At 55.0% G+C, this 22,584-nt stretch carries 22 protein-coding genes and 1 pseudogene; 3 read left to right on the top strand and 20 right to left on the bottom strand.

Translation table 11 applies throughout. The features are described 5' to 3' along the window. Position 1: 1 nt before the first annotated feature. Entirely contained in the window at positions 2–598 is a 597-nt protein-coding gene (locus ACX3YD_RS22635; protein WP_458961073.1) for an undecaprenyl-diphosphatase, read from the bottom strand. Positions 599–914: 316 nt separating this feature from the next. On the opposite strand from ACX3YD_RS22635, the gene ACX3YD_RS22630 reads away from it, so the two are divergent. Continuing rightward, positions 915–1,577 carry a response regulator gene (locus tag ACX3YD_RS22630; RefSeq protein WP_448123725.1) on the top strand — a complete coding sequence of 221 codons (663 nt, stop codon included), beginning with the start codon at positions 915–917 and terminating at the stop codon, positions 1,575–1,577. Beyond that, entirely contained in the window at positions 1,574–2,914 is a 1,341-nt protein-coding gene (locus tag ACX3YD_RS22625; protein WP_458961072.1) for an ATP-binding protein, read from the top strand. Before ACX3YD_RS22630 ends, ACX3YD_RS22625 begins: the two co-directional genes overlap by 4 nt. A gap of 826 nt (positions 2,915–3,740) precedes the next feature. On the opposite strand, the gene ACX3YD_RS22620 is transcribed toward ACX3YD_RS22625, so the two are convergent. The 5 genes from ACX3YD_RS22620 to ACX3YD_RS22600 form a co-directional block, all read right to left on the bottom strand. Next, a complete protein-coding gene (locus tag ACX3YD_RS22620; protein ID WP_458961071.1) occupies positions 3,741–4,106 on the bottom strand; it encodes a YidH family protein in 366 nt (121 codons plus the stop codon). A 98-nt stretch (positions 4,107–4,204) separates the two neighbouring features. Then, positions 4,205–4,624 carry a DUF6691 family protein gene (locus ACX3YD_RS22615; protein ID WP_458961070.1) on the bottom strand — a complete coding sequence of 140 codons (420 nt, stop codon included), beginning with the start codon at positions 4,622–4,624 and terminating at the stop codon, positions 4,205–4,207. Between the two features lie 2 nt (positions 4,625–4,626). Beyond that, positions 4,627–5,061, bottom strand: coding sequence for a YeeE/YedE family protein (locus tag ACX3YD_RS22610; protein WP_458961069.1), 435 nt, complete (start codon positions 5,059–5,061; stop codon positions 4,627–4,629). A 97-nt stretch (positions 5,062–5,158) separates the two neighbouring features. Next, on the bottom strand, positions 5,159–6,010 hold the full coding sequence (locus ACX3YD_RS22605) for a universal stress protein (RefSeq protein ID WP_458961068.1): 852 nt from the start codon (positions 6,008–6,010) through the stop codon (positions 5,159–5,161). A gap of 11 nt (positions 6,011–6,021) precedes the next feature. Further along, entirely contained in the window at positions 6,022–7,509 is a 1,488-nt protein-coding gene (locus tag ACX3YD_RS22600; RefSeq protein WP_458962075.1) for a SulP family inorganic anion transporter, read from the bottom strand. Between the two features lie 632 nt (positions 7,510–8,141). Here ACX3YD_RS22600 and ACX3YD_RS22595 point away from each other — a divergent pair. After that, positions 8,142–9,596, top strand: coding sequence for a TrkH family potassium uptake protein (locus ACX3YD_RS22595; RefSeq protein WP_458961067.1), 1,455 nt, complete (start codon positions 8,142–8,144; stop codon positions 9,594–9,596). Positions 9,597–10,182: 586 nt separating this feature from the next. Here ACX3YD_RS22595 and ACX3YD_RS22590 read toward each other — a convergent pair. From ACX3YD_RS22590 to ACX3YD_RS22525, 14 genes and pseudogenes are all read right to left on the bottom strand, one after another. Further along, positions 10,183–10,425, bottom strand: coding sequence for a hypothetical protein (locus tag ACX3YD_RS22590; protein ID WP_458961066.1), 243 nt, complete (start codon positions 10,423–10,425; stop codon positions 10,183–10,185). A 706-nt stretch (positions 10,426–11,131) separates the two neighbouring features. Next, entirely contained in the window at positions 11,132–11,497 is a 366-nt protein-coding gene (locus tag ACX3YD_RS22585; protein ID WP_458961065.1) for a YidH family protein, read from the bottom strand. Between the two features lie 415 nt (positions 11,498–11,912). Beyond that, a complete protein-coding gene (gene recA / locus ACX3YD_RS22580; RefSeq protein ID WP_458961064.1) occupies positions 11,913–12,956 on the bottom strand; it encodes a recombinase RecA in 1,044 nt (347 codons plus the stop codon). A 105-nt stretch (positions 12,957–13,061) separates the two neighbouring features. Continuing rightward, a pseudogene (locus ACX3YD_RS22575) lies at positions 13,062–13,580 on the bottom strand (ATPase domain-containing protein); the annotation flags it as partial. 83 nt (positions 13,581–13,663) lie between these two features. Then, positions 13,664–14,164: a CinA family protein gene (locus ACX3YD_RS22570; protein WP_103403587.1), complete on the bottom strand. Its 501-nt coding sequence runs from the start codon at positions 14,162–14,164 to the stop codon at positions 13,664–13,666. A 209-nt stretch (positions 14,165–14,373) separates the two neighbouring features. Continuing rightward, positions 14,374–14,721 (bottom strand): phage holin family protein, encoded by a 348-nt coding sequence (locus ACX3YD_RS22565; protein ID WP_458961063.1) that lies wholly within the window; start codon positions 14,719–14,721, stop codon positions 14,374–14,376. A gap of 269 nt (positions 14,722–14,990) precedes the next feature. Beyond that, entirely contained in the window at positions 14,991–15,725 is a 735-nt protein-coding gene (locus ACX3YD_RS22560) for a LexA family transcriptional regulator (RefSeq protein WP_103403665.1), read from the bottom strand. A gap of 419 nt (positions 15,726–16,144) precedes the next feature. Next, a complete protein-coding gene (locus ACX3YD_RS22555; protein ID WP_458961062.1) occupies positions 16,145–16,660 on the bottom strand; it encodes a DUF2514 family protein in 516 nt (171 codons plus the stop codon). Beyond that, on the bottom strand, positions 16,657–17,082 hold the full coding sequence (locus ACX3YD_RS22550) for a cell wall hydrolase (RefSeq protein ID WP_458961061.1): 426 nt from the start codon (positions 17,080–17,082) through the stop codon (positions 16,657–16,659). Before ACX3YD_RS22550 ends, ACX3YD_RS22555 begins: the two co-directional genes overlap by 4 nt. Positions 17,083–17,141: 59 nt before the next feature. Next, positions 17,142–17,507 (bottom strand): phage tail protein, encoded by a 366-nt coding sequence (locus ACX3YD_RS22545; protein WP_458960218.1) that lies wholly within the window; start codon positions 17,505–17,507, stop codon positions 17,142–17,144. Beyond that, positions 17,504–17,839, bottom strand: a complete 336-nt coding sequence (locus ACX3YD_RS22540; RefSeq protein WP_458961060.1) for a hypothetical protein — start codon at positions 17,837–17,839, stop codon at positions 17,504–17,506. Before ACX3YD_RS22540 ends, ACX3YD_RS22545 begins: the two co-directional genes overlap by 4 nt. Further along, on the bottom strand, positions 17,839–18,720 hold the full coding sequence (locus ACX3YD_RS22535; RefSeq protein ID WP_458961059.1) for a hypothetical protein: 882 nt from the start codon (positions 18,718–18,720) through the stop codon (positions 17,839–17,841). Before ACX3YD_RS22535 ends, ACX3YD_RS22540 begins: the two co-directional genes overlap by 1 nt. Positions 18,721–18,723: 3 nt before the next feature. Next, on the bottom strand, positions 18,724–21,927 hold the full coding sequence (locus ACX3YD_RS22530) for a TipJ family phage tail tip protein (RefSeq protein ID WP_458961058.1): 3,204 nt from the start codon (positions 21,925–21,927) through the stop codon (positions 18,724–18,726). Further along, positions 21,924–22,550: a tail assembly protein gene (locus tag ACX3YD_RS22525; RefSeq protein WP_458961057.1), complete on the bottom strand. Its 627-nt coding sequence runs from the start codon at positions 22,548–22,550 to the stop codon at positions 21,924–21,926. Before ACX3YD_RS22525 ends, ACX3YD_RS22530 begins: the two co-directional genes overlap by 4 nt. Between the last annotated feature and the right edge of the window lie 34 nt (positions 22,551–22,584).

The raw sequence follows: 22,584 nt of genomic DNA, 5'->3' as shown, positions 1-22,584 counted from the left end.
CCTACTGGTGAGTGTCGCGTTGCGCGGCTGATGGAAAAACTCGTTGATATAGGTGCTCAAAAACGTCGAGCAGACGCTCGCCAAGATGCTGCCAACTCAGCACCAGCGGTACCAACCACGCGCTTATCAACGAGACCAGCAACGATCCGACAATATCGAATGGAAAATGCACGCCTAAATAGACACGTGCCCAGCCGACCAATGTGCCCAGCAGCAGAATCAACACGCCAAGCTTACGTAGAGACGCCAGCATCAGAGCAACGGCCAACGTGAACATCACAGTGGCGTGATCGCTGGGGAAAGAGGATTCAGGAGCGTGCTCGAGGAAATTTTGTCCCAGTCCCTGCATGAAGGGGCGCGGGTGGAACCACAGGCTACTGATCAGCAGGTTGCATCCAAGCGCGAACACGATGCTCAGCGTGGCGGTGACCGCAGCGGCTCGATGGTGACGTGTGCCTCGCAGCCACAACCCGATCAGCAATAGCGGTACGCCGGTGATGAGCCACTGCGCCAGAAAAATCGCCAGTAGCCGCATTTCAGTCGAGGAGTGCACGCTGGCGTTGATCGCCAAAAACAGAGTGCGATTGAGTTCTTCCATCGGGAGACCCGTTCAGGAGACTAGGAGGCACCACTTTGCGATCATGGTGCGAGTGATGCGCACCATAATGGTTGCTTCCTTAAATCCACCTTAAGGGTGACGCTGGCACTCTTATTATCCTTGTAGGCCCGAGAGTTCGTTGCTCTGAGGTGTTGATTTCAAAGTACAGGTCGCAGGGATGAGCTCAGATTACTGATAGACCGACTAGAGTCAGAATCATCTATGACCTGGGCACCATATGCGCGCAGGCAAGACTTCGGCACACTGCGCGCTACCCCAGCGAAGCGCGGGCTGATGTGAGGAGAGGGATCAGACAATGCGGATATTACTGGCAGAAGACGACTCGATGATTGGCAGTGGCTTGCAAAAAGGCTTGCGCCAGGAAGGGTACACGGTGGATTGGGTCAAGGACGGCAAGGCTGCCGTACTCGCCTTGGAAACCACGCCATATGCATTGTTGTTACTCGACCTTGGCCTCCCGCGCCAGGATGGCATGGAGGTACTCAAGGTTATGCGTCAACACGACGAGACCTTGCCAGTGATCATAATCACCGCCCGCGACTCACTACGAGATCGGGTTGCAGGTCTTGATCACGGCGCTGATGATTACCTGGTTAAACCGTTCGCCATCGAAGAGCTGATCGCACGCATCCGCGCCGTCAGTCGCCGTCAATCCGGGCGTGTGCAGACCGAGCTTCGGGGTGGCCCGTTGCGACTTGATCCGGTACGGCACCTGCTGTGGTTGCGCAATGAACCTGTCAGCCTATCGGCCAAAGAATATGCATTACTGCACGAGCTGATGAAGGAACCGGATGCAGTGATCTCCCGCGAGCAGCTAGAGGATCGCCTGTATGGTTGGGGTGACGAGGTAGGTAGCAACGCGGTGGAAGTTCATATTCATAATCTTCGCAAAAAGCTGGGGGCCGACGTGATCCGCACTGTTCGAGGGGTGGGTTACCACATTGGAGAGGACGCATGAGTTCACTCCGTCGGCGTCTGCTGTTATGGCTGCTGCCTGCCACTTTCCTGGCTGGACTGCTGGCAAGTATCGGCACCTATTGGGGGGCTGTACTGGAACTGGACGATCTGCTCAACGACCAAATGCGTTACCTCGCAGAGCACATCAATGTGGAACCTGGTGAGCGTGTTGTACCGTCGGATACCGGGAATAGACCTAGTCCATTGCGTGATGATAATGCTGACGAAGTGCTGCTTCAAGTTTGGAGCGCAGGAGTCTTAAGTTTCACGACTGACTCAGCACTTGTGCTCCCTCCACCGGTGCAAACTGGATTCAGTGATGTTCAGATCGGAGATCAAACTTGGCACACGTTTGCCAGTCAGCGTGGAGGTAAAATCTTTCGAGTGGCTCAAGCGCAAAATAAACGCTGGGAAGAGCTCGCCGGTTTAGCCTTGCATCTATTGTGGCCAGTGATATCCCTTATTCCCTTACTAGCACTTTTTTTGTGGTTTGGAATCAGCTACGGATTGAAACCACTTAAAACCGTGGCGACAGAACTGTCGGAGCGCAACGTAAATAGCTTGCAGCCTATAGCTTCAAAAGAGTTGCCTGGCGAAGTCAAACCTCTCGTGGATGCCCTCAACGATTTGCTGGAGCGCTTGGCGAATGCCTTTACCATGCAAAAGCATTTCATAGCTGATGCTGCACACGAGCTACGAACACCAGTGGCAGCGCTCCGCATTCAAGTGGAGTTGGCACAGCGGGCCACTCTCGATGAAGACCGTCAGATGTCCCTGTCTGAGCTACAGACCGGCGTTACTCGTCTTACCCACCTGACACAACAGTTGTTGACCTTGGCTCGTTTGGAGCCTGACGCGCAATCGCCAGTCATGCAGAGCGTCGAATTATCAGACCTATGCAAGTCGGTGATAACTGATCAGGTTCGTAGGGCTGAAGCTTCTGGTATCGATCTCGGGCTAGCCGAAACTACAGAGTCAAGCATTCCTGGAGATCCCGAAACTCTACGTATCTTGCTCAATAACCTAGTGGACAACGCCATTCGTTACGCGGGAGCTCATGCAAGGATTGATATTGCAGTACGTGATACCGGTCAAGGTGTCGTGCTTGAGGTCTGCGATAACGGGCCGGGAATAAATGCAGCGGAGCGTGAGCGGGTGCTTGAGCGATTCTATCGCGGTAATAATCAAATAGGCTCCGGTAGCGGACTGGGGCTTTCAATTGTTAAAACGATTGCAGAGCAGCACGGAGCCCAGGTCGTATTGGATAGTCCTCCCGATGCTAATGGGTTGCGGGTGCTGGTGGTTTTCCCATCTAAGTCGGAAAAGTACGCAGTTTAGAAAGTGTTCACTAAAGGGGCCGGCGCGTTACTCTTATCAGCGCTGTCACGTGAAATAGTTCGTGTCTAATTATTGGCTGTGTAGTGACTCTATCTGCCACCTATTTCGTCACCTACGCCGTTTTTTTATGAGATTTTTAGTGGCTATTTTGAAATCGGTGCATGTAGCGAGATTGCTTAGCAGTCCAGTGAACTGATGTGCGATGGTATCGTTCTACCGAATCGCTGAACGGTTATCAGATCTCCAGGTAATGGGCCACATGATTTATTGTGAAACCGACGTATTAAATTCCGAATCAGTCATCGAGCACTCTGGTAAACCAGGATAGCCGCATCCCACAATGTGACGCGGCTAAGATCCTTATTTTCCGAGGGCTGGTAATCATCGACGGTTGAAATTACATTGAGCGGCAGAAGTATAAGTAAGCGAGAAACACTCGCCAACACCGACAGGGGCTAGTAAAAATGGACGCATACCAGCGCCGCCGACGCATCCAGTTTTGGTTGGGCTCATTCCCTATGTTAGTAGGCTTTACCATTCTAGTTCTCGCCTTGATTCTGGCTGGCCAAGGAGCCACGTTAAGCCCTCACGAACTCGATGGCGTAAGCTTGAGTCCGCAAACGAAATCGGCCCCTCAAATGACCAACCAGAAGGCAACAATTCTGGCGGTGACCCAATAGCATGCGTGCTGATGCAACAGATGGAGCAACTCAGCACCCCCAGATACTAGGGAGTGGGCAAGGCCTGAGTCGGAAAGGGCTATTTCGAGCAGACTCAAATCTCGCTGACAGCGATTTTCCGATACAACGTTATGGCTAAGCTTTGCTCATATGATGGCAAGGTAGACCATGAGCAAAACTCCAAGGACAGCAGTAAGAACATTGGCTGTAGGGCCAGAGTTGATGCTGTAACCCTCCGGGATTTCGACAGCCTTCAGAGATTTAACCACACGTTTGTACTGCCAGGATGACCAGCATGCAACCCATGAACCGAGCATGAGAAAGGCCAGTCCTATCCAGAAGGAAAAGTGTCTTTCTGGGCTGCCCAACGCACCTGGTTTTAGCATTTGTATAAGTAGCCCGGATCGTTCAATAACAAAGCCAAACGCCATCAGCGAAAGGCTGGTTCGGTTCCAGGCAAGCAAGGTTCGCTCAGCGGCAAAGAAGACTCGTGGATCGTTCAGGTCTGACATCAAATACCCCTTGGCTCTCGATAGGTGAAATCGATCTGGTCAGCGTGTGTAGACGTCTGACCGCGCTACCGTCATTCGCTTTCATGGCTATCGCCTAATCAGGCAGTGCGCCGACGTTCTAATAGAGAGAAGAAGTACATACCGGCCAACATGGCCAATACGAATATGATGATTTTCCCGTGCCCCGTAAGCAGAATAGCGACCGCTGGCCCAGGGCAGATCCCCGCAATTCCCCAACCTATACCGAACACCAGGCTGCCACCAATCAAGCGGGCGTCCAACTCCCTTTTCACAGGTAACTGCATGGGGGTGCCCAGCAAGGATTGCTTGTTTTTGCGCGCCCAATTAAGGGGTATAACCGCCACTGCGATGGCCCCTCCCATCACCAGTGCGAGTGACGGATCCCAGGCCCCGGCTACATCAAGAAAAGCCAATACTTTGGCGGGGTTCGCCATGCCTGCCAGGAGTAGACCCAGGCCAAAGATCAGCCCTGCAAAAAATGCTGTCGACTTGATCATCTTCACGCTCCCAGCGCATGACGAATGACGTACACCGTTGCAAACCCGGCGGTCATAAAGCACACCGTTGCCACGATGGAGCGGGGAGACAACCGAGAGATCCCACAAACTCCGTGACCACTTGTACAGCCGGAGCCGTAACGGGTTCCCACGCCGACGAGCAGACCCGCAATAACCAAGGCCGGCCACTCTGTTTTGATCTCGATCTCTGGCAAGACGGTGAACAGTCCCCACAACAATGGCGCAAGCAACAGGCCAAGAAGAAACAGCGCCTTCTCACTCCAGCCTTCACTATCAAATCGCATCACGCTTCCAAGCAAGCCGCTGATCCCTGCGATGCGACCATTGGCGAGAATGAATAAGCTAACCGCCAGCCCTATCAAGGCCCCTCCGCCTAATGAAGTCCAAGGTGTGAAGTTGATCCAATCAATGCTCATTTTGCATCTCCTGCACAGAAGTGCTCGTAAGGGACATGGATCATTGAATCGCACCTGATTTCTTCGGTGCGATTCAATCCTCAACAGTTGTTGGTACTCAGCGAAGCAACAGCACAGGCATGGTAGCTGTCCGAAGCATCGTCGTAGTCGTGCTGCCTACCAGAAATTGTCTGATGCGCGAGTGCCCGTAGGCGCCCATGACCAGCAGATCAATTCCGTGCTCTGCCTGATAAGCGTGAAGTGCCGACTCCACCTCTCCTTGGCGGATCTCTGCATCGACTACAAAGCCTGAAGTGAGAAGCATACTATGTGCTTTTCCCAGCGCCTCTCGGTTGCCTTCCGAGTCAGCACCAACCATAACTAGATAAATGGGCAGCCCTTCGCAAAGCTGGCTGGCGGCAAGCATCTGAACGGTTTTGTAGGCTGTGGGGCTGCCGTCAAACGCGAGCATTACTTTTTCTGGCTTTTTATAGCTGCTGGCTGTGATCAAAATTGGACGGTGGATTGTGCGCACGACAGCTTCAATTTGGCTGCCGAGGCTATGAGCGCCGCGTGTGCTGTCTTCACCCACTCGTCCAATGACCAACAGTCGAATCCCCTTCTCAAGCTCGCTCAGGCTTTCTACCAAGTGGCCGTGGCGCTGCTTCAGTTCAGGAAAAGCAGCGCCGGAGATGACAGTTCGCTCCCTGGCCTTCTCAAGCGTGTGTTGCCCTTGCTCAAGAGCAAGCCTAGCGCGCGGGGCATCCAACGTCGCCAGCTCTTCGAGCAGATGCTCTCGGCTCCCGAGTCCAATATTGCCGCTGAGGTCTGCTGATGCCGGGTATTTCTCTTCATCCAATACATGCAGCAAGGTAAGAGGCGCACCTAACTGTTGCGCCGCCCATGCTGCGTAATCGCAGACCGCCAATGAGGATTGTGAGTTATCAATGCATGCCATTACGTGGGTCATTGTTGATCTCCTTAGTGGCTCATGAGCTTGTCGATGGCATCAGGTTTGTCATGCACGCCAAAGCGGTCAACGATAGTGGCGCTGGCCTCATTCAGGCCCAATACCTCAACCTCTGCACCTTCGCGACGGAATTTGATGACCACCTTGTCCAGTGCTGCAACCGCAGTGATATCCCAGAAATGGGCTTGGGTCAGGTCGATGGTGACTTTGTTGAGTGCTTCCTTGAAGTCGAAAACATTGGTGAACTTGTCGGCGGAGCTGAAGAACACCTGGCCCACAACGCGGTAAGTGCGATGAGACTCTGCCTTTTCAAGACTGCTTTTGGTATCGAGGTAATGTCCGACTTTGTTTGCAAAGAACAGTGACGCCAGCAGCACACCGACCAATACACCGTAAGCCAGGTTGTGCGTTGCCACGACCACCACAACAGTCGCGACCATGACGATGTTGGTCGACAGTGGGTGCTCTTTGAGATTGCGCAGGGAATCCCAACTAAAGGTGCCGATAGACACCATGATCATCACGGCAACCAACGCCGCCATCGGGATCTTGGAGAGCCATTCGCCCAGGAACACGACCATCAGCAGCAAGAAGATGCCTGCGCATAAAGTGGAGAGACGGGTACGGCCACCGGACTTCACGTTGATGATCGATTGGCCAATCATGGCGCAGCCTGCCATGCCACCGAGCATCCCGGCAGTAATGTTGGCGACGCCTTGGCCCTTGCATTCGCGGTTTTTGTTGCTAGTGGTATCGGTCAGATCGTCGACGATGGTTGCAGTCATCATGGACTCCAGTAGGCCTACAACTGCCAGCGCTGCTGAATACGGGAAGATGATGCGCAGTGTTTCAAAGTTCAGCGGGACTTCAGGCCACAGGAAAATCGGCAGGGTATCCGGAAGTTGGCCCATGTCGCCCACGGTGCGGATATCGAGTCCCAGGTACATCGCGATAGCGGTCAGGGTCAGGATGCACACCAGCGGCGAGGGGATTAGCTTGCCGATCTTCGGCACATACGGAAACAGGTAGATGATTCCGAGACCCGCTGCGGTCATGGCGTAGACGTGCCATGTCACATTGGTCAGTTCAGGCAGTTGCGCCATGAAAATCAGAATTGCCAGCGCGTTCACGAACCCGGTAACCACCGAGCGTGAGACAAAGCGCATCAGCGAGCCCAGCTTCAAGTAACCGGCAAGGATCTGAAGTACCCCACAAAGTAGGGTGGCGGCCAGCAGATACTGGAGCCCGTGATCTTTTACCAAGGTAACCATGAGCAGTGCCATGGCACCGGTAGCCGCCGAGATCATGCCAGGGCGACCGCCGATGAAGGCAATCACGGCACAGATACAGAAGGATGCGTAGAGGCCGACTTTGGGGTCGACGCCGGCAATGATGGAAAAGGCGATGGCTTCCGGGATCAGCGCGAGCGCGACCACGATCCCCGCGAGCACGTCCCCACGGACGTTGGAAAACCACGTTTGTTTAAGTTTTTGCAGCATAGAAATATCCAAGGCAATGCACCGCACGCACGCCAGACAAATGGCGAGCGCGTCGATACGAATTCAAATTTTGAGGATTATTTGACTGTGTGCTTTGGGTGTAAGAACCGGGCATACAGCAGTACGCACCGCGAGCGAAACAGGCGGGTGCGAGGTGTTGCGAGGGGGCGTAGCGCTAAGGCGGCGTAGGCTGCCAGTAGATCGTTTGGAGTACAGTCATGCTGGTGTTCCTGTAGCTCGAGAGGTAAGACTGAGCGGAAAGTATACAGTCAAGCTATCGTCGGTTGCCACCCGCCACCTCACTTTGGGCGGATTGCTTTGAGAAAGGCCTTTTGGCAATATCACTCGCCTGCGCTTCTTTTGGTCAGTTCTCCATCCCTCTCAGTTGGGAACTGCGTAGTTGAGAAGCGCAGGTAAAAACCCGGCCAAGTGCCGGGTTTTTTATTATCTGGTCAAATTTTGATCAGCTTGATTTGAAGAGGTTTTTTGACCGGATGAAGGCGAGCTAGCTTCTGCGTCATAAGACGCGAACCTTGGCTGAATGATTGCCCGTAGAAATTTTACGCAAAATTTACGGGGCTTTGAGGTCGCGCGTCCGATACTGCGCGGCGCTAATTTGGCAGGCTACTTTTATGTCCCTCGCAGCAATGCGGCTTATCGGCTTCATCTTAGGCATTTTTCTCATCACGCTAGCTGTGAGCATGGCTATTCCCATGATCACTCTGGTGGCCTACGAGCGCAGCGATGATCTGTCGGCCTTTCTCTGGTCGAGTTTGATTTCCTTGATCTGTGGCCTTCTGTTGACCGTGCGGGGCCACCCAGATACTGCTCAACTTCGTCCGAGGGATATGTACCTGCTGACGACTGGCAGTTGGGTAGTGGTATGTACCTTCGCGGCGTTGCCAATGGTGTTCATCAGCCACATCAGTTACACCGACGCTTTTTTTGAAACGATGTCTGGCATCACAACCACCGGCTCAACTGTCCTGAGCGGATTGGATACAGCCTCTCCTGGGTTGTTGATCTGGCGCTCGATGCTGCACTGGTTGGGGGGTATCGGCTTCATCGGTATGGCTGTAGCGATCCTTCCACTGTTGCGCGTAGGTGGCATGCGTCTTTTTCAGACTGAGTCCTCTGACTGGTCGGAAAAAGTGACGCCGCGCTCCCATGTGGCCGCCAAGTACATCCTGTTGCTCTATTTGGGACTCACTGGCGCCGGAGCACTAGCGCTCTGGATCGCTGGGATGACGCCGTTTGAAGCGGTCAACCACGCCATGTCCTTGATCTCAACTGGCGGTTTCTCTACTTCGGACGCGTCACTTGGCCACTGGACGCAGCCGGCGATTCACTGGGTGGCGGTGGTAATCATGATTCTGGGCAGCCTGCCCTTTACCTTGTACGTCGCAACATTGCGCGGCCATCGGCGTGCGCTGATCAAGGATCACCAGGTACGCGGATTTATTGGATTCTTAATCGTCACCTGGCTGGCTGTGGGGACATGGCTTTGTATCCACAGCGATTACGGATGGTGGGATGCGTTTCGTATCGTGGCGGTCAATGTGACCTCGGTAGTCACGACCACCGGAATTGCGGTTGGCGATTACACGCTATGGGGGAGTTTTGCCGTTCTCTTGTTCTTCTATTTGACCTTTGTCGGTGGGTGTTCCGGCTCCACGGCTGGAGGCCTCAAAATCTTCCGCTTTCAGGTTGCTGCCGCCCTACTCGTGAGCAGTCTGAAGCAGTTGATCCATCCTCGAGCAGTGATCCAGAAGAAGTACAACGGCCACCCCATTGACGAAGAGATCTTGCGCTCGCTTTTGACCTTCTCGTTTTTCTTCACCATCACTATTGCCTTAATCGCCTTGGGGCTGGCTCTCATCGGCCTGGATTGGACGACTGCGTTGAGTGGCGCCGCTACTGCGGTGTGTAACGTTGGGCCAGGCTTGGGCACGATCATCGGGCCTGCAGGTAACTTCTCATCATTGCCTGATACTGCTAAATGGTTACTGACTGTTGGAATGCTCCTTGGAAGGCTGGAAATCCTAACTGTGTTGGTGCTTATCACGCCGGTTTTTTGGAGGTACTAATCACAGCACAACGGTGACACCGCGATGTTTGTCGAGGTATTCCAGGCAATAATCAAGGGTTACAGAATGACATAGGCGTCCAGCGAAGCCACCTATCCGATCCCTGCGATAAAGGTGAGTGCCCAAGGTACGTGGAAGATCCGCATGCTGGCGCGCGCACCAAAGCAAACTACCGGCATCACGGCAATTATCAGATAATCGAACGTCCGTTCAACGACTTTTGAGCATGGCCAAATCCGCGAGGGCTAGCCCCATGTCCGTGATCGACTGTGATTACCTACCCGCCGACAAGGTGGTGTTTCCACCCGCGCTGGCGCTACAGATAATAAGGAAGGCAAGCGCCGTGGCGACAGCCTTTGAAGAGCAGGCGCTGACGTGCTCACCGAGGACGCAAGGCGTGCGCTTGCTCAAGGTGTGGAGCCTCGACACATCAGGGAAATGCGGCTGTAGACCATAATCGGAAAAGCCCGCACGGAGGCGGGCTGCTTTTTTCCACACGGGGCGCCGATCCATCAGCTGAAGTTCATTGTAGAGGGAGTATTCCGACGCGCAAGTCGGAAGCGGATAGCGCGGCGCTCGGCCATGTTCAATCCTCAGGATCTTTCTCTTCCTCAGGCGTCCATCTGGCTATTAGGTCAACCAACAATTCGGCAATTGCATCATTGTTATCTTCCAGCACCCTCATCTGCTCATTGATTCGGTCGGATACGACTCTGGAGCCTTGCTGATCGATCCACGTACTTATCTCTTCAATTGCACACTTGAGGGCTGTGATGTTTTGGTTTAGGCGGCTAAGCAGTGCAGGGGTCGGGTCGTCAGGCAGAGACATGGCTTTCCTCCATAGAGAGTAAAAGCATAGTCGAAGAAGCTGATGAGAACGAAAAGCCCGGCGCCGGACGGGGCATCAAGGGTGCTGAGGTCAGCATATTGAAATGCTATTTTATCAACTGCTTGCCCACTATCGCCTCGATAGATCGGTAAGTGCGTTTATCAGCCGCGCAGAGGAGCGACCTTCCATATCTCAGCTGTATCGAAAAGGTCAACTCGATCTCATCGTCTGCCCACATCACCCCGACGACAGCTCCAATCGGGCCAAGAGCTAATGCTCCAGCCAACCCCAAACCGATAGCGCTCGATGTATCCCGGTATGTAGTTTCACCGACCAGCGTGGTGTCAAGTATTTCGGTGGTAGCGATATTAAGTCCGGGCCATGGATAAACAGTTGTTTGTGAGACAATCTCGCCAAAGCTGAAAGGGGAATACAAATGAACGCATACCAACGCCGTCGACGTATCGTCCTCTGGTGCAGCTCATTCCCCGTATTATTAGTCTTTACCATACTGATCCTTGTCTTGATTATGGCTAACCAAGTAGCTCCGCTAAATCCTCAGGAGCTTGGTAATGCAAATTTGGGCCAGCAAGTGAGGTACTCCCCCAAATTGGTGACTCAGAAAGCCGAATCAATTCTGGCGGCGTCTCAATAGAAAACGCCCCGTTGACACCTTTTTCTGTAAAGTTTCGAGGCAAAGTCTTGCTCAGAGGATGACAAGATAGACCATGAGCAAAGCTCCCAGAGCGGCGGTGAGCACATTCGCTACAGGGACAGAATTGGTGCTGTAACCTTCAGGGATTTCAACTGGCTTCAGAGCCTTAACGACGCATTTGTGCTGCCAAGGTGACCAGCATGCGACCCATGAGCCCAGCATGAGGAATGCCAGTCCGATCCAGAAGGAAAAATGTCTTTCCGGACTGCTCGAAGCACCTGGTTTTAGCATTTGTAGTAGCAGCCCGGATCGTTCAATCACAAAGCAAAAGGCCATAAGCGAAAGACTGGTGAGGTTCCACGCAAGCAAGGTTCTCTCAGCGGCAAAGAACACTCGTGGATCGTTCAAATCGGACATTAAATACCTCGCGTGAAATCGCTCCGGTCAGATGGTGCAGATATCGGACAGGGCTTGCGTGCGTCCATGGTGATCACCTGATCAACGCGTGCGTCGGCTTTTCAGGACAGAGAACAAATACATCTAGGATTCGGCGGGGGATCTTGGGATTCGGGAGTTCAGATATTGGCGGATGGCGAAGTGACAGTTATGCCTTCTCGGGCAGGACAAACAACCGTCACCTAGGGTGGTGTTCGCGCCTGGAAAGGTTTAAGCACAGCATCTCAGCGACGGTATCTGACAGTGTTTGCATACTTACTTGATGGTTGGTTCACACCAGATAATAAAGCCTAGCTTCGACAGCTAGGCTTTATTGGGGGGCTACCTTAACGGTAACTTATGCAACAGCGAATTACTCAAAGCACTTACGAAATCGTTAGTCGTCAGCCACTTCTTCTTCGACAGACTGAGCAGTAACTGCCTCAGGCTGAGGTTTAGACATCAATTTATCGCGAATGAGGCCTTCAATCTTGTCCATGGCAGGTTTATTTTCCAGCAACCACTTCATGCTATTGGCCTTGCCTTGGCCAATCTTGTTGCCTTCGAAGGAATACCAAGCACCAGCTTTTTCTATAAAGTTATTTGCAACAGCAAGATCAACGATCTCACCTGCTTTACTAATCCCGTGACCGTAGATGATCTGGAACTCGGCCTGCCTGAACGGCGCTGCCACCTTGTTCTTCACAACCTTGACGCGGGTCTCACTACCGACGACTTCATCACCTTCCTTCACCGCGCCAATACGGCGGATGTCCAGACGCACCGACGCGTAGAATTTCAGCGCATTACCACCGGTGGTGGTTTCCGGACTGCCGAACATTACGCCGATTTTCATACGGATCTGGTTGATGAAGATACACATAGTGTTGGAGTTCTTCAGGTTACCAGTAATCTTACGCATGGCTTGACTCATCATACGGGCGGCAAGGCCTACATGAGAGTCGCCGATCTCGCCTTCAATTTCTGCTTTCGGAACCAAAGCAGCAACTGAGTCGACAACAATAAGGTTGACCGCACCCGAGCGAGTCAGAATATCAACGATTTCGAGCGCTTGTTCACCAGTATCAGGCTGCGAGCACAAGAGCTCATCAATGTTTACGCCAAGTTTAGCGGCGTAGATTGGATCAAGCGCGTGCTCCGCATCGACAAAGGCACAAGTCAAACCTTGACGTTGTGCCTCAGCAATAACCGAGAGAGTAAGAGTGGTTTTACCGGAAGATTCCGGCCCGTAGATCTCTACGATACGCCCACGTGGCAACCCACCCACACCGAGAGCGATGTCCAGTCCTAACGAGCCGGTCGATACGACATCAATATCCATGGTGCGATCAGTGCCGAGCCGCATGATGGAGCCCTTACCAAACTGTTTCTCGATTTGAGAAAGAGCCGCTTCTAACGCTTTGCTTTTTGCCTGATCCATTGTCACCGACCACTCAAATTAGTAATTAATCGAATATTGCTGATTAGCTTAGGACGTGCCCCTAGGTGAGGGAAGGGATACCTCCTAAGTGAACCAAAACTATGCTGCGAAACCCAATACTGCATCCTGCAGGCCAACGTGCATGTCGCCCATTTCGCCTTCGATTTCAGCCTTTGGCACCAGCGCCGCCACGGAGTCGACGATGATCACGTCAACCGCGTTGGAACGCACCAGCATGTCGGTGATTTCCAGGGCTTGCTCGCCGGTGTCCGGCTGGGAAACCAGCAGGTCGTCAACGTTGACACCCAGCTTGCCGGCGTATTCAGGATCGAGAGCGTGTTCAGCATCGACGAATGCACAAGTCGCGCCGGCTTTTTGAGCCTGGGCGATGACGGACAAGGTCAGAGTGGTTTTACCGGAAGATTCAGGACCGTAGATTTCAACAATACGGCCTTTTGGCAGACCGCCAATGCCCAGTGCGATGTCCAGACCCAGAGAGCCAGTGGAAATGGATGGGATCGCCTGACGGTCCTGATCGCCCATACGCATTACGGCACCCTTGCCGAATTGACGTTCGATCTGACCCAGGGCCGCAGCCAAGGCTTTCTTCTTGTTGTCGTCCATTAAAGTCCTCACGTAATCAATAAGGCCTGACGGCCAACACCTGTATAAGTAGACAGTATTATTCCACAGCGTTCGAGGATCGCCTACCCCTGATTTGAGATTTCTCCGGCGGCATGTCGCAGCAGCCCCTCTAGCGCGGCCTTCACCGTTTGTCGGCGAACTTCGTCGCGATTACCCGGGAAGTGCTGTAACTCACTGAACACCTGCTCGCCGACGCCCCAGGCCAGCCATACGGTGCCGACCGGCTTACTTGGCGAACCGCCGTCCGGGCCGGCAACGCCGCTGACTGCCACGGCAAAACGCGCATGGCTTTTTTCCTGCGCGCCGCGGACCATGGCTTCGACGACCTCTCGACTGACCGCCCCCACCGTTGAAAACAACTCGGCAGGGACATTCAACTGCTGGGTCTTCTGACGGTTGGAGTAAGTGACGTAACCCGCCTCGAACCATGCCGAACTGCCCGGAATCCGGGTTATCGCCTCGGAAATTCCGCCGCCCGTACAGGACTCTGCTGCGGTGACATGGGCGTTGAGAACCTGCAAGCGTCTACCGAGCTCGGCGGCCAGCTGTGTGATTTCTTTCACAGTCATCTCCTGATCAGGCGGAATGAGGCCTACCGTACACGAGCGGATCACGCTTGCAAGTTACAGGATCGATCAAAATGTTAGCGCGCGGGCGCTCTGATATAAGCCTGACACGTCTGCAAGGCAATCCGTCCGCGGTCGCTGGCATGGACGTCACGATCACATCGCGACTGACAAAGCACTTCCTGTTTATTTATCGACGGGATTCATTATTGGTCGGGCCGAGAGTCTCGGGGTGGCATTTCACAAGCGCCGATCCGCTTGGCCACCCACCGTTCATAAAGACCGATCGCCACGTCCGCCCCGGCCATCGCGGTGAGGCCACCGAAAGCGCCTGCGACCCAGATCGACAGGCCGGCGGCATATAACAGCATGATTGCCGATACCCCGCCGACCATGCAGGCCCCGGAGCGCAGGGCCAGCCGCCGCAGCAACGCCCAACCACGGGCGCCATCCTTGTCGGCGCGCCACATCTCACCGGACAGCCCACCCACCAACGCAAGGACGACGACCAACCAGATCGGAATTTCCAGCAACGCTGGCGGCTCAATGGTCATGTCATGCCTCCTGGAGTAATCGATGGGGTGTAAGTGCGCTTAACCATGTCCGTTGCCGAGTCTTAGATCACGCAGGCAGAAAACTTCGTTGGAACCGATTAACAGACCGGGTTGAGATCGAATTTATGCGTCAACGCATATCATGTCAATGTTAAAGTGCATTATGACCGCACATAAATGCACAAATGCAAACAAGGGCGTTCGCACTTTGGGCGCAGGTGAAAAAAAAAACTGCCTGATGGCGGGTTTTATCTGACAGCGACGAGAGGTTATCGGGCGTACATGCCCCACCAGAAGACGTGACCGAGGATGACGATTTGCTCGTCCTGCATTTCCTGGAAGCTGTAGTCCTCGTCCGGGTGTTCATCGCGATTGAAACTGCGCAGGCGAATTCCGGTAGGCAGGCGATAAAGCTGTTTCACCCGCAGTTGACCGTTGTGGTTGATGGCGTAGAGGTCGCCATCAACGATGTCGCCAATCCCGCACTTGCCGGCGTTAACCCCAACCGTGGCACCGTCGCGCAGTACCGGCAGCATGCTGTTACCACGCACGGTCACGCATTTGGCCTGGTCGAACTGCACACCGTTATGGCGCAAGCTGCGCTTGCCAAAGCGTAGGCTGGCGCGTTCGCTCTCTTCGATGACGAATCTTCCCGATCCCGCCGCCAATTCAACCTCGCGAAGAAAGGGGACCGACACCTCGTCGTCATCGACAGGGGTATCGTCATCCCACAGACTTATATCCTTGAGTTCAGCATGCGATCGACCGCGCCCGGCATTGGCTGTCGGCGTGATGTCCACGCGACCACGCAACTGATCGGTGCTCACGGCGAAGTACTCGGCGATCTTCGAGATGTGTTTATCCGATGGGTCGACGATCTTCTCGCTGAGAATCCGCGAGAGCGTGGATTGGGGCACGCCAGTGCGACGGTGAAGCTCCGTGGGGGAGATTCCGTGCTGGTCGAGCAGTGCTCTTAAGACGGTAGAAACGTTGCGTTTTTGCATACTGTGCATAGTGCTTGTTCTTTGTATGGAAAACAAATGCTGATTTGCATGCCTCATGCATAGATCAGCAGAAGCAAGCCGCGTGGCGTTCGTGCCTGCGTCCGGCGGACCGCCCATGTTAATCTTGCGCCCATTGCGGAAAAGCCGGGCCGATGCCCACCTTTGCCCCACACCTTTCAATGAGTTTTCCGATTCCCGATGAATAAAGCCCTGTCCGACCTGTCCTCCCACACGCCGATGATGCAGCAGTACTAACGGAAACCGGCTACAGACCTCGTATTCCAAAGGTATGCATTGCTAGCTGTCTAAAACGCTAACCCGATGTAAGCGCCTTTCGGACCAATAAAACCGAGCAAGGTCGATGTAGTTTTAGACAGCTTTTTCCCCTTCTCCGGCGTTCTGCCGACCGAACACAATCCCTATTTCGCAATACCGTCATACGCCATCTCGCAGGTCACTCCCCGGGCTCGGGCTTGGTCAGCAATTGCAGCCAGGTCGCCCGCTCGCTGGTCAGCGCGTTTGAGCACGTCGGCAAGCACCATTGCGGCGCGGGCAGCTGCCTTGCTTGCGGCGGCAGAGCAGGAATTGCCGCTCGCTTCACTGGCTGCGAGTCGAGCGGCAATGGCGTCCGCTGCCCCGCGCACGCTGTCAGCAGTAGCGCGAGCAGTGGAAGCATCAGCAGTTGCTTGATCGATAAGTCGTTGGCCATCTTGCACCGCCTTGTTGATTGACTGTTGATAGGCCTGCTCTCTGGTGCGCTCGGCGGCCTCGTTATCAGCCTTGGCCTGGGCGTCCCGTGTATCGCGAGCATTCCACTCCGACTGCCATGTCGCGTTTGTGACACTCACGCCATGGTGGTACGCGCCGAACAGTAGCCCGGCAACCGCCGCGACCGCAGCTATATAAGGAAGGATTCGCAGCCAGACGGGTTTCATGGCACGTCCTTAAAGAAAACATGCCCGCCCAGCTTGAGGGTCTGCTTCGCTTTCGTGGCCCAAGCCGGCGGCGTTTTCATTGCGATCGCGTAATAGTGCGTGGCGCCGCCGGTGGGATCAGGCACCTTGCCATCGATCACCTGATCAGCGGCGATGCGTGCTTGGGCCAGTTCGCGGAATGGGATCTGTCGCGCTCCACTCAGAAAGGCAAAGTTCGGGTCGTTCTTGTTCCAGCAGCTGAACTGGTAGGGCTTCTGGCAGACTCCGGCGTACCCCTCGCCCCACCAAGACTGAGCCTTGCCGTCGTTCACACGGTTTCGAATGGTCCACGCAACGGCTATCTGGCCGGCCAGACTTTCTCCGCGCGCCTCTCCCCACAGTGTGCGTGCGAGGATGTCGCGATCTTTATCAGTTACAGGCATCACTTTTCTCCGGGCAAAAAAATACCCGCTCAATGGCGGGTGCGCTTTGATGCAGGTGATTACGCCGCTGGTGTTTGTGCCAGTTCCGGGTCCGCAACGATGTCCGGGATAGCCGGAACGCTCGGCCATGCCGGTGACGCATGCCAAGTCGGCTGCTTGGTGACTTTGCCGAGGGCGAACTTGTAGGCCTTCCATGCGGCAATACTGATCATCAGCGCCGCCTGCTCGGCTTCGTCCTCCTCGGTCGCCTCCCCTGCATCAATGCCGTATCCAAGCGTATCGATGCGATCCTGAATGCGGGCGATCTGCGTGACACATTGAGCGTTACGTGCGGAGAGTTCGGCTTTCATGGCAACCAGGTGATCGGCTACGGCCGCCGTTTCCTTCATGGCCTTCGTGATGAGTTTTGACCAGTCAATGTTCATTGAATTTCCTCTGGGATAACCTGCTTAGGCGGGAGCGGCGCTGGGAAGACCACCGGGCCATCAGGGACACTGACGAGGTCTACAGGGAATCTCTGCTCCGGACTTGCATTGGGCCCGTTTGGCAGTGCCAGGGTGATCACCAGGCTCCCGTCTTCCAGCTTTTCAACGTCGCCGCGGAACCATGTGCTGGTAATAGCTGATACTGGTAGCGTGTCTCCGCTGGCCATCGGAGAAAAATCAAAGTCCTCCCCGTTAATATTCAGCATTTCTCCAGCCTTGATCACACTCAGATCTAGGCCGATATTCCCATCTGGCGAAAGTTTAATCATCATTAGAACCATCTCCCTTTTGCAATGTATCCGGGTTTTGTAGTGGCGTTGTTAACTACAGAAACAGCAGCGATAGACACCGCCGTACTGCTTGGGCTACCAGAGATACAACCCCAGCAGAGTGCGTTAGTAGACTCACCTGTAATCGGTGCTACAGTTGGCACACCTACGAATGCCGCAGGGTATGTATAGTTAGCTGCTCCGCTTTGGAAAAGTGCCCCAAATGCACTACTTGTAGTAAAACTACTTGTACTTGAAAACTCACAAATCATAGTACCATCAGCCCACTTTGTGTATTTTCCATTAGCGTTACTACCTGATGCGATAATCGTTCCAATCGCAGGCGAGTAGTGTAGACACAACCAATTACCACTTCCCAAGCTCAAAAAATCAGCAGTGTCATTGGCCGCTGTTGTAATACTGGCTGCACCAGGCAGTATCAGCGACGTGACGTTGTGGGTCAGCAGCAAACTAGCGAGGAATCTGACGGTACGTCGGGCGCCGGCGGCTATTGTGCCAAGTCCGGTGATCGTGGTGGTACCGCTGATCGATACTACATTCGAAGTGGCTGCCCCGATATCCGTCAGCGTCGCTGACGTGATTGTTTGAGGTGGCGCATCGTTGATTGGCCCGGTCAAGGTCCCGCCAGAGACAAGCAGGTAACTCAACGAATCAAGCGGCCCCATGTCAATCCATGCCGTGTTGGCGCTGTCCCGCCGCTTCAACCGATTCGCGGTGGTGTCACCCCACCACTGACATGGAAATGTCGTGGCAGGTGCCAGCGGCCCGACGCTGTTTGAGGCGAGCGCTTGCAGTGCTGCGTTCATATCAGTTCGAACCGTCAGTCCTGGGCCGTTTGCAACGTCCATATCGTGCTGCGACATAAATCAATACCCCTTTGAGATGTAGTCAATCGAGCAGCCGGACTTGGCGACTCCACTGGAGTTGCGAATGACGACCGTGAAGCCCATTTCGGTCTTGGCTGAAACATCGAAGTAGTCGCCAGCCGACAACCCTTGCGCCGTCAAGCTGACCGCTGGAGAAGCGTTGAACGGTGGCGAATAGGTGATGGTCAGGCCGCCAACCGGCACCGGAATATCGTTCCCGCTCTCGATCCGATCCGGCATATCGATGACAACTTCGAGCTTTGTCACATCAATCCAGTTAGATGGCTGCAACACCGATCCACGAAGCTGGAAGTCAAACAATCGCGCGCGGTAGTCACCGACGACGAAGGGCTTCCAGGCTGACCAGGCCACCGGTGTCACGTCCGACGTGCGTACCCACAGCGACAGAGAAGCGCCATTGGGTGGATCGCCATCAATACTGATCAGCGAATCAAAGTCAGCGATCGTGTCGACATAGGTACCGTCGTCGTACAGCGCCGCGACGACATCCGCCGTCAGGCGGCAGTCATAGACGTGCCCCAAGTCAGCGGGCGCGGCGAAGCTGTAGGACATCGACAAAGCCGAACCGCCGAATTTGTCGATTTCACCCAGAACTGCATCAACGTCTGCGATACCGTCAAACAAGCCAGTGGCAGCCATTTTCAAAGTCCCACCGCCGGCCGACGCATTGACCACTGCGCCCGTGAAGGCGGGCGACTCGGTAATGGTCAGCGCGACGTTGTCCGGCAGAGGCACTTGTGCATCCGACCAAACCTCGACGATGTCCCCGCCAACACCAGAGGAGTCCACAGCTCGCGCCAGGTATTTTCCTGGCAAAAGCGAGACGACGGTGGACGTCGAGCGCCCCGCCACTTCTGTCAGCGGCAAGGCCGAGTCCCACGTCGCAGAGGTGTTGCGCGAGTGGCGAATGTTGATGCTGCCGCCCAGCTTCACGTCCAGCTCCGGCACGGGCTCCCAGGCCAGCGCGGCCACGCTGTTGATGACATCGAGCCGAAGCCCAACCAGCGCCGACGGAGGCGCGAGCAGCGCCTGCGCGGTATAGGTTTGAATGGAAGCAGGTCCGGCCAAACCCAGCACGGACTTCGACGTCACCCGCAACGACCACAGGCCCGATGAAGCCGAGTCGAAATCGATACTCGGCGTCGCAATCTCGGCGACATATTCCCAGTTACCGCCCGGCTTCTTGACCTCAATCTGGTAACGCATGGCGCGTGCCGGCGGTGTCCAGCTGACCGTCAATCTGGCCGCCGCCAGCCCGGTCCCGGTGTCATACAGCGACTCGGTGAACGTCAGCTGGCCGACCGCATCCGGCTTGCCAAGGTTGACGATGCTGGTCGGGTTATCGGTGTCCGGCGTGCCGTACTCGACCTCGTTGAACTTGTCTGGGTCGTAGGCTACAGCGCTGATCGCATAGGTGCCGTCATCTCCCTCGCTGATACCGATGACACGGAATTTCTGCGTCTCCAGCGCCGCAGTCGAGAAGACCCATGGCGCGCTGGCCAGAGGTGCCGAAGCCAGCGGCGGTGATACCGTAATAGAGGTCGCGCCAGCCCCAACAGTGACGGCGGCAGTTGCATACGAACCATCCGCCATAACCACGCCGACAACGCCCGTACCGGCCAAGCCGATTGGCGCGTCCAGGAGCAGCAATGAGGCCGTGCTGCCGGCCAGAAGTCGGCCGCCGTTGCGTGCGCCGGCCCGGTTAGCGTCAGCGATGTCGACGATATCGCCCGGGTGCGGAATGGCCCCGTCAGCACCCACTGCAAACGTCACCGCTTCGCTTTCGGCGTACAGCAACCAGCGCCCCAGGCGGCGAGCCTGTCCGCGCGAGGTGCAGCCAACCGCCACAACATCACTCTGCTGAATCCGATTCCATTTCGCGATCAGGTCCGGGCGCTCAACAATCTCGACCGACTGCTTGTATTGCTGAAGCGGATCGTTCCAGGTCACCGCTGCAACGTTGAAGCGCTGGTCAGAGGCAACTGACTGGTAGTTGAAATCCCCGCCGACGATGTTGGAGTTGTTGAACAGATACCGACTGGATCGCGGAGCATCCTGTACGGCAGTCAACGTACCGCCAGCCCAGAAGCAGATCGCTCGGAACACCGACACCATGTCGTTTACCAGCTTCCACGCATCCTGTTGCGTGGTCAGCGCCAGATTACAGGTGAAGCGCGGCTCATAGCCGCCATAGCCGTCAGGGACAAAAGCGTCGCAATACTGGGCTATGCTGTACAGCGCGTATTTGTCGATCAGCGACGAATCGAGCAAGCCGCCCAGACCGTATCGGGTATTGGTGAGCATGTCATACCAGACCCAGGCGGGGTTATCAGTCCACAGCCTATGAAACGTGCCGTCCCATGAGCCGCTGTAGGCCCTAGTAATCGGGTTGTAGTTGCTCGGCACCAAGACCTTGATGCCCTGGATCAAGAACGCCATGCGCGGGATGCTGGAAAACTGCTCGGCATCAATTGATATGCCGACCATTGCAGTATTCGGGTACCGAAGCTTTTCATCCCACAGCAACGTGATGCTATCGAAAGATGTGCGGTTTTGGATTGCGGCGCTAGTGGAGTCGACATTCAGTCGAGTTGCGCGGATGTAGCGCGGAAGCCCGCCCGATGGCAGTAGGCGCAAGTAAAAGGAAAACTGGGTGCGGCTCATGGTTTTGGCATGGATGTCGATGTCATCGCACATCTGATACCAGGCGCCAGTACCCAGTTTTGCGTCTAACCTCAATGCGAAATTTGATCCGCTGGTATCGCCATTTTGCAGGTTCTGCTCTGATAGTTGGGGAACGCTAAACGTCAGCCGCACCGCGTCGACATCAGTGTCGGTAATTGCTCGTTCCACGCTCACGTACTGCTTCAGCTCAACCCCAACCGTTTGCTCAGCCTCAAGCCCCGTAATCGGCATGTAGGCCTGCCATTGAGTCCCCACACGGCCATCGATACCGACGCTGGAGAAGTTGTAGCTGCCGTCAGGGTTTTGCAACGGCACATCATCGAAGAAAATACCTTGGTCGCCGCCAACAATTCCTTGTATTTCACCCTCGCAGATCGCGTGAAGAATCCGTACGTGTTGTCTTGAGCGAATGCTATCGGGCGCCTCTACTGGAGTACGCGCAGATCCGCCACTACCACCCTTCCCGCCCCCCTTGCGACCAATAATGACTTCGCTCATGCGGGGATCGCCTCCGCCCAGGTGCCGACCGATACAACGCTGGAGCCGACCAGCATCCGGCCGTAAACCACAGGCACAGGGAGGCCTTGCTGCGTGGAGTTGAACGCGCCGTTGAACAGGTAGCTGGGTTTGTTTTCGGTGCTGGCTTGTTCTTGCTGGCTGGGGGATTTTGGAACTGGCGTGAGCATCTGCACGACACCGCCAATGGTCATGGCGATGCCCATCGAAATCAGGCCCGCGGCAAGTGGTGATGCAGTACCGCCGCTCGCGATTGTCATGACTGCGCCAACAGCGATTAGCACAACGCCTACAACCGTTTGAAACAATCCCCCGCTCTTGCTGCCTGCAATGACAGGCACGATACGGATCTCGGTCGTCCCGCTAAGGCTGAACTCGCCTTCGCTGATGTTCTCGCGATTTCTGAAGATGGCGAACCGTATACCGAGCCGAGAGAGGCGGATGATTTCGGCCTCAAAGCCTTCTACGGTATGCTTCATGGCGCTGAACGCCTCACGTGCCTCACCACTATCAAGCAGTTTTTCATGCTTGCGCCCGAATTTCTGAGCAAGGCTGCCGGATAGCTTGATGATCACCATCGATTGGCGGTTGTCTGCAGCACTCATACTTTTCTCCGGGCAATAAAAAACCGCCCTGAGG

Source organism: Pseudomonas fluorescens group sp. PF-1 (genome assembly GCF_054481335.1).
This window is presented reverse-complemented; position numbering and strand designations above follow the sequence as displayed.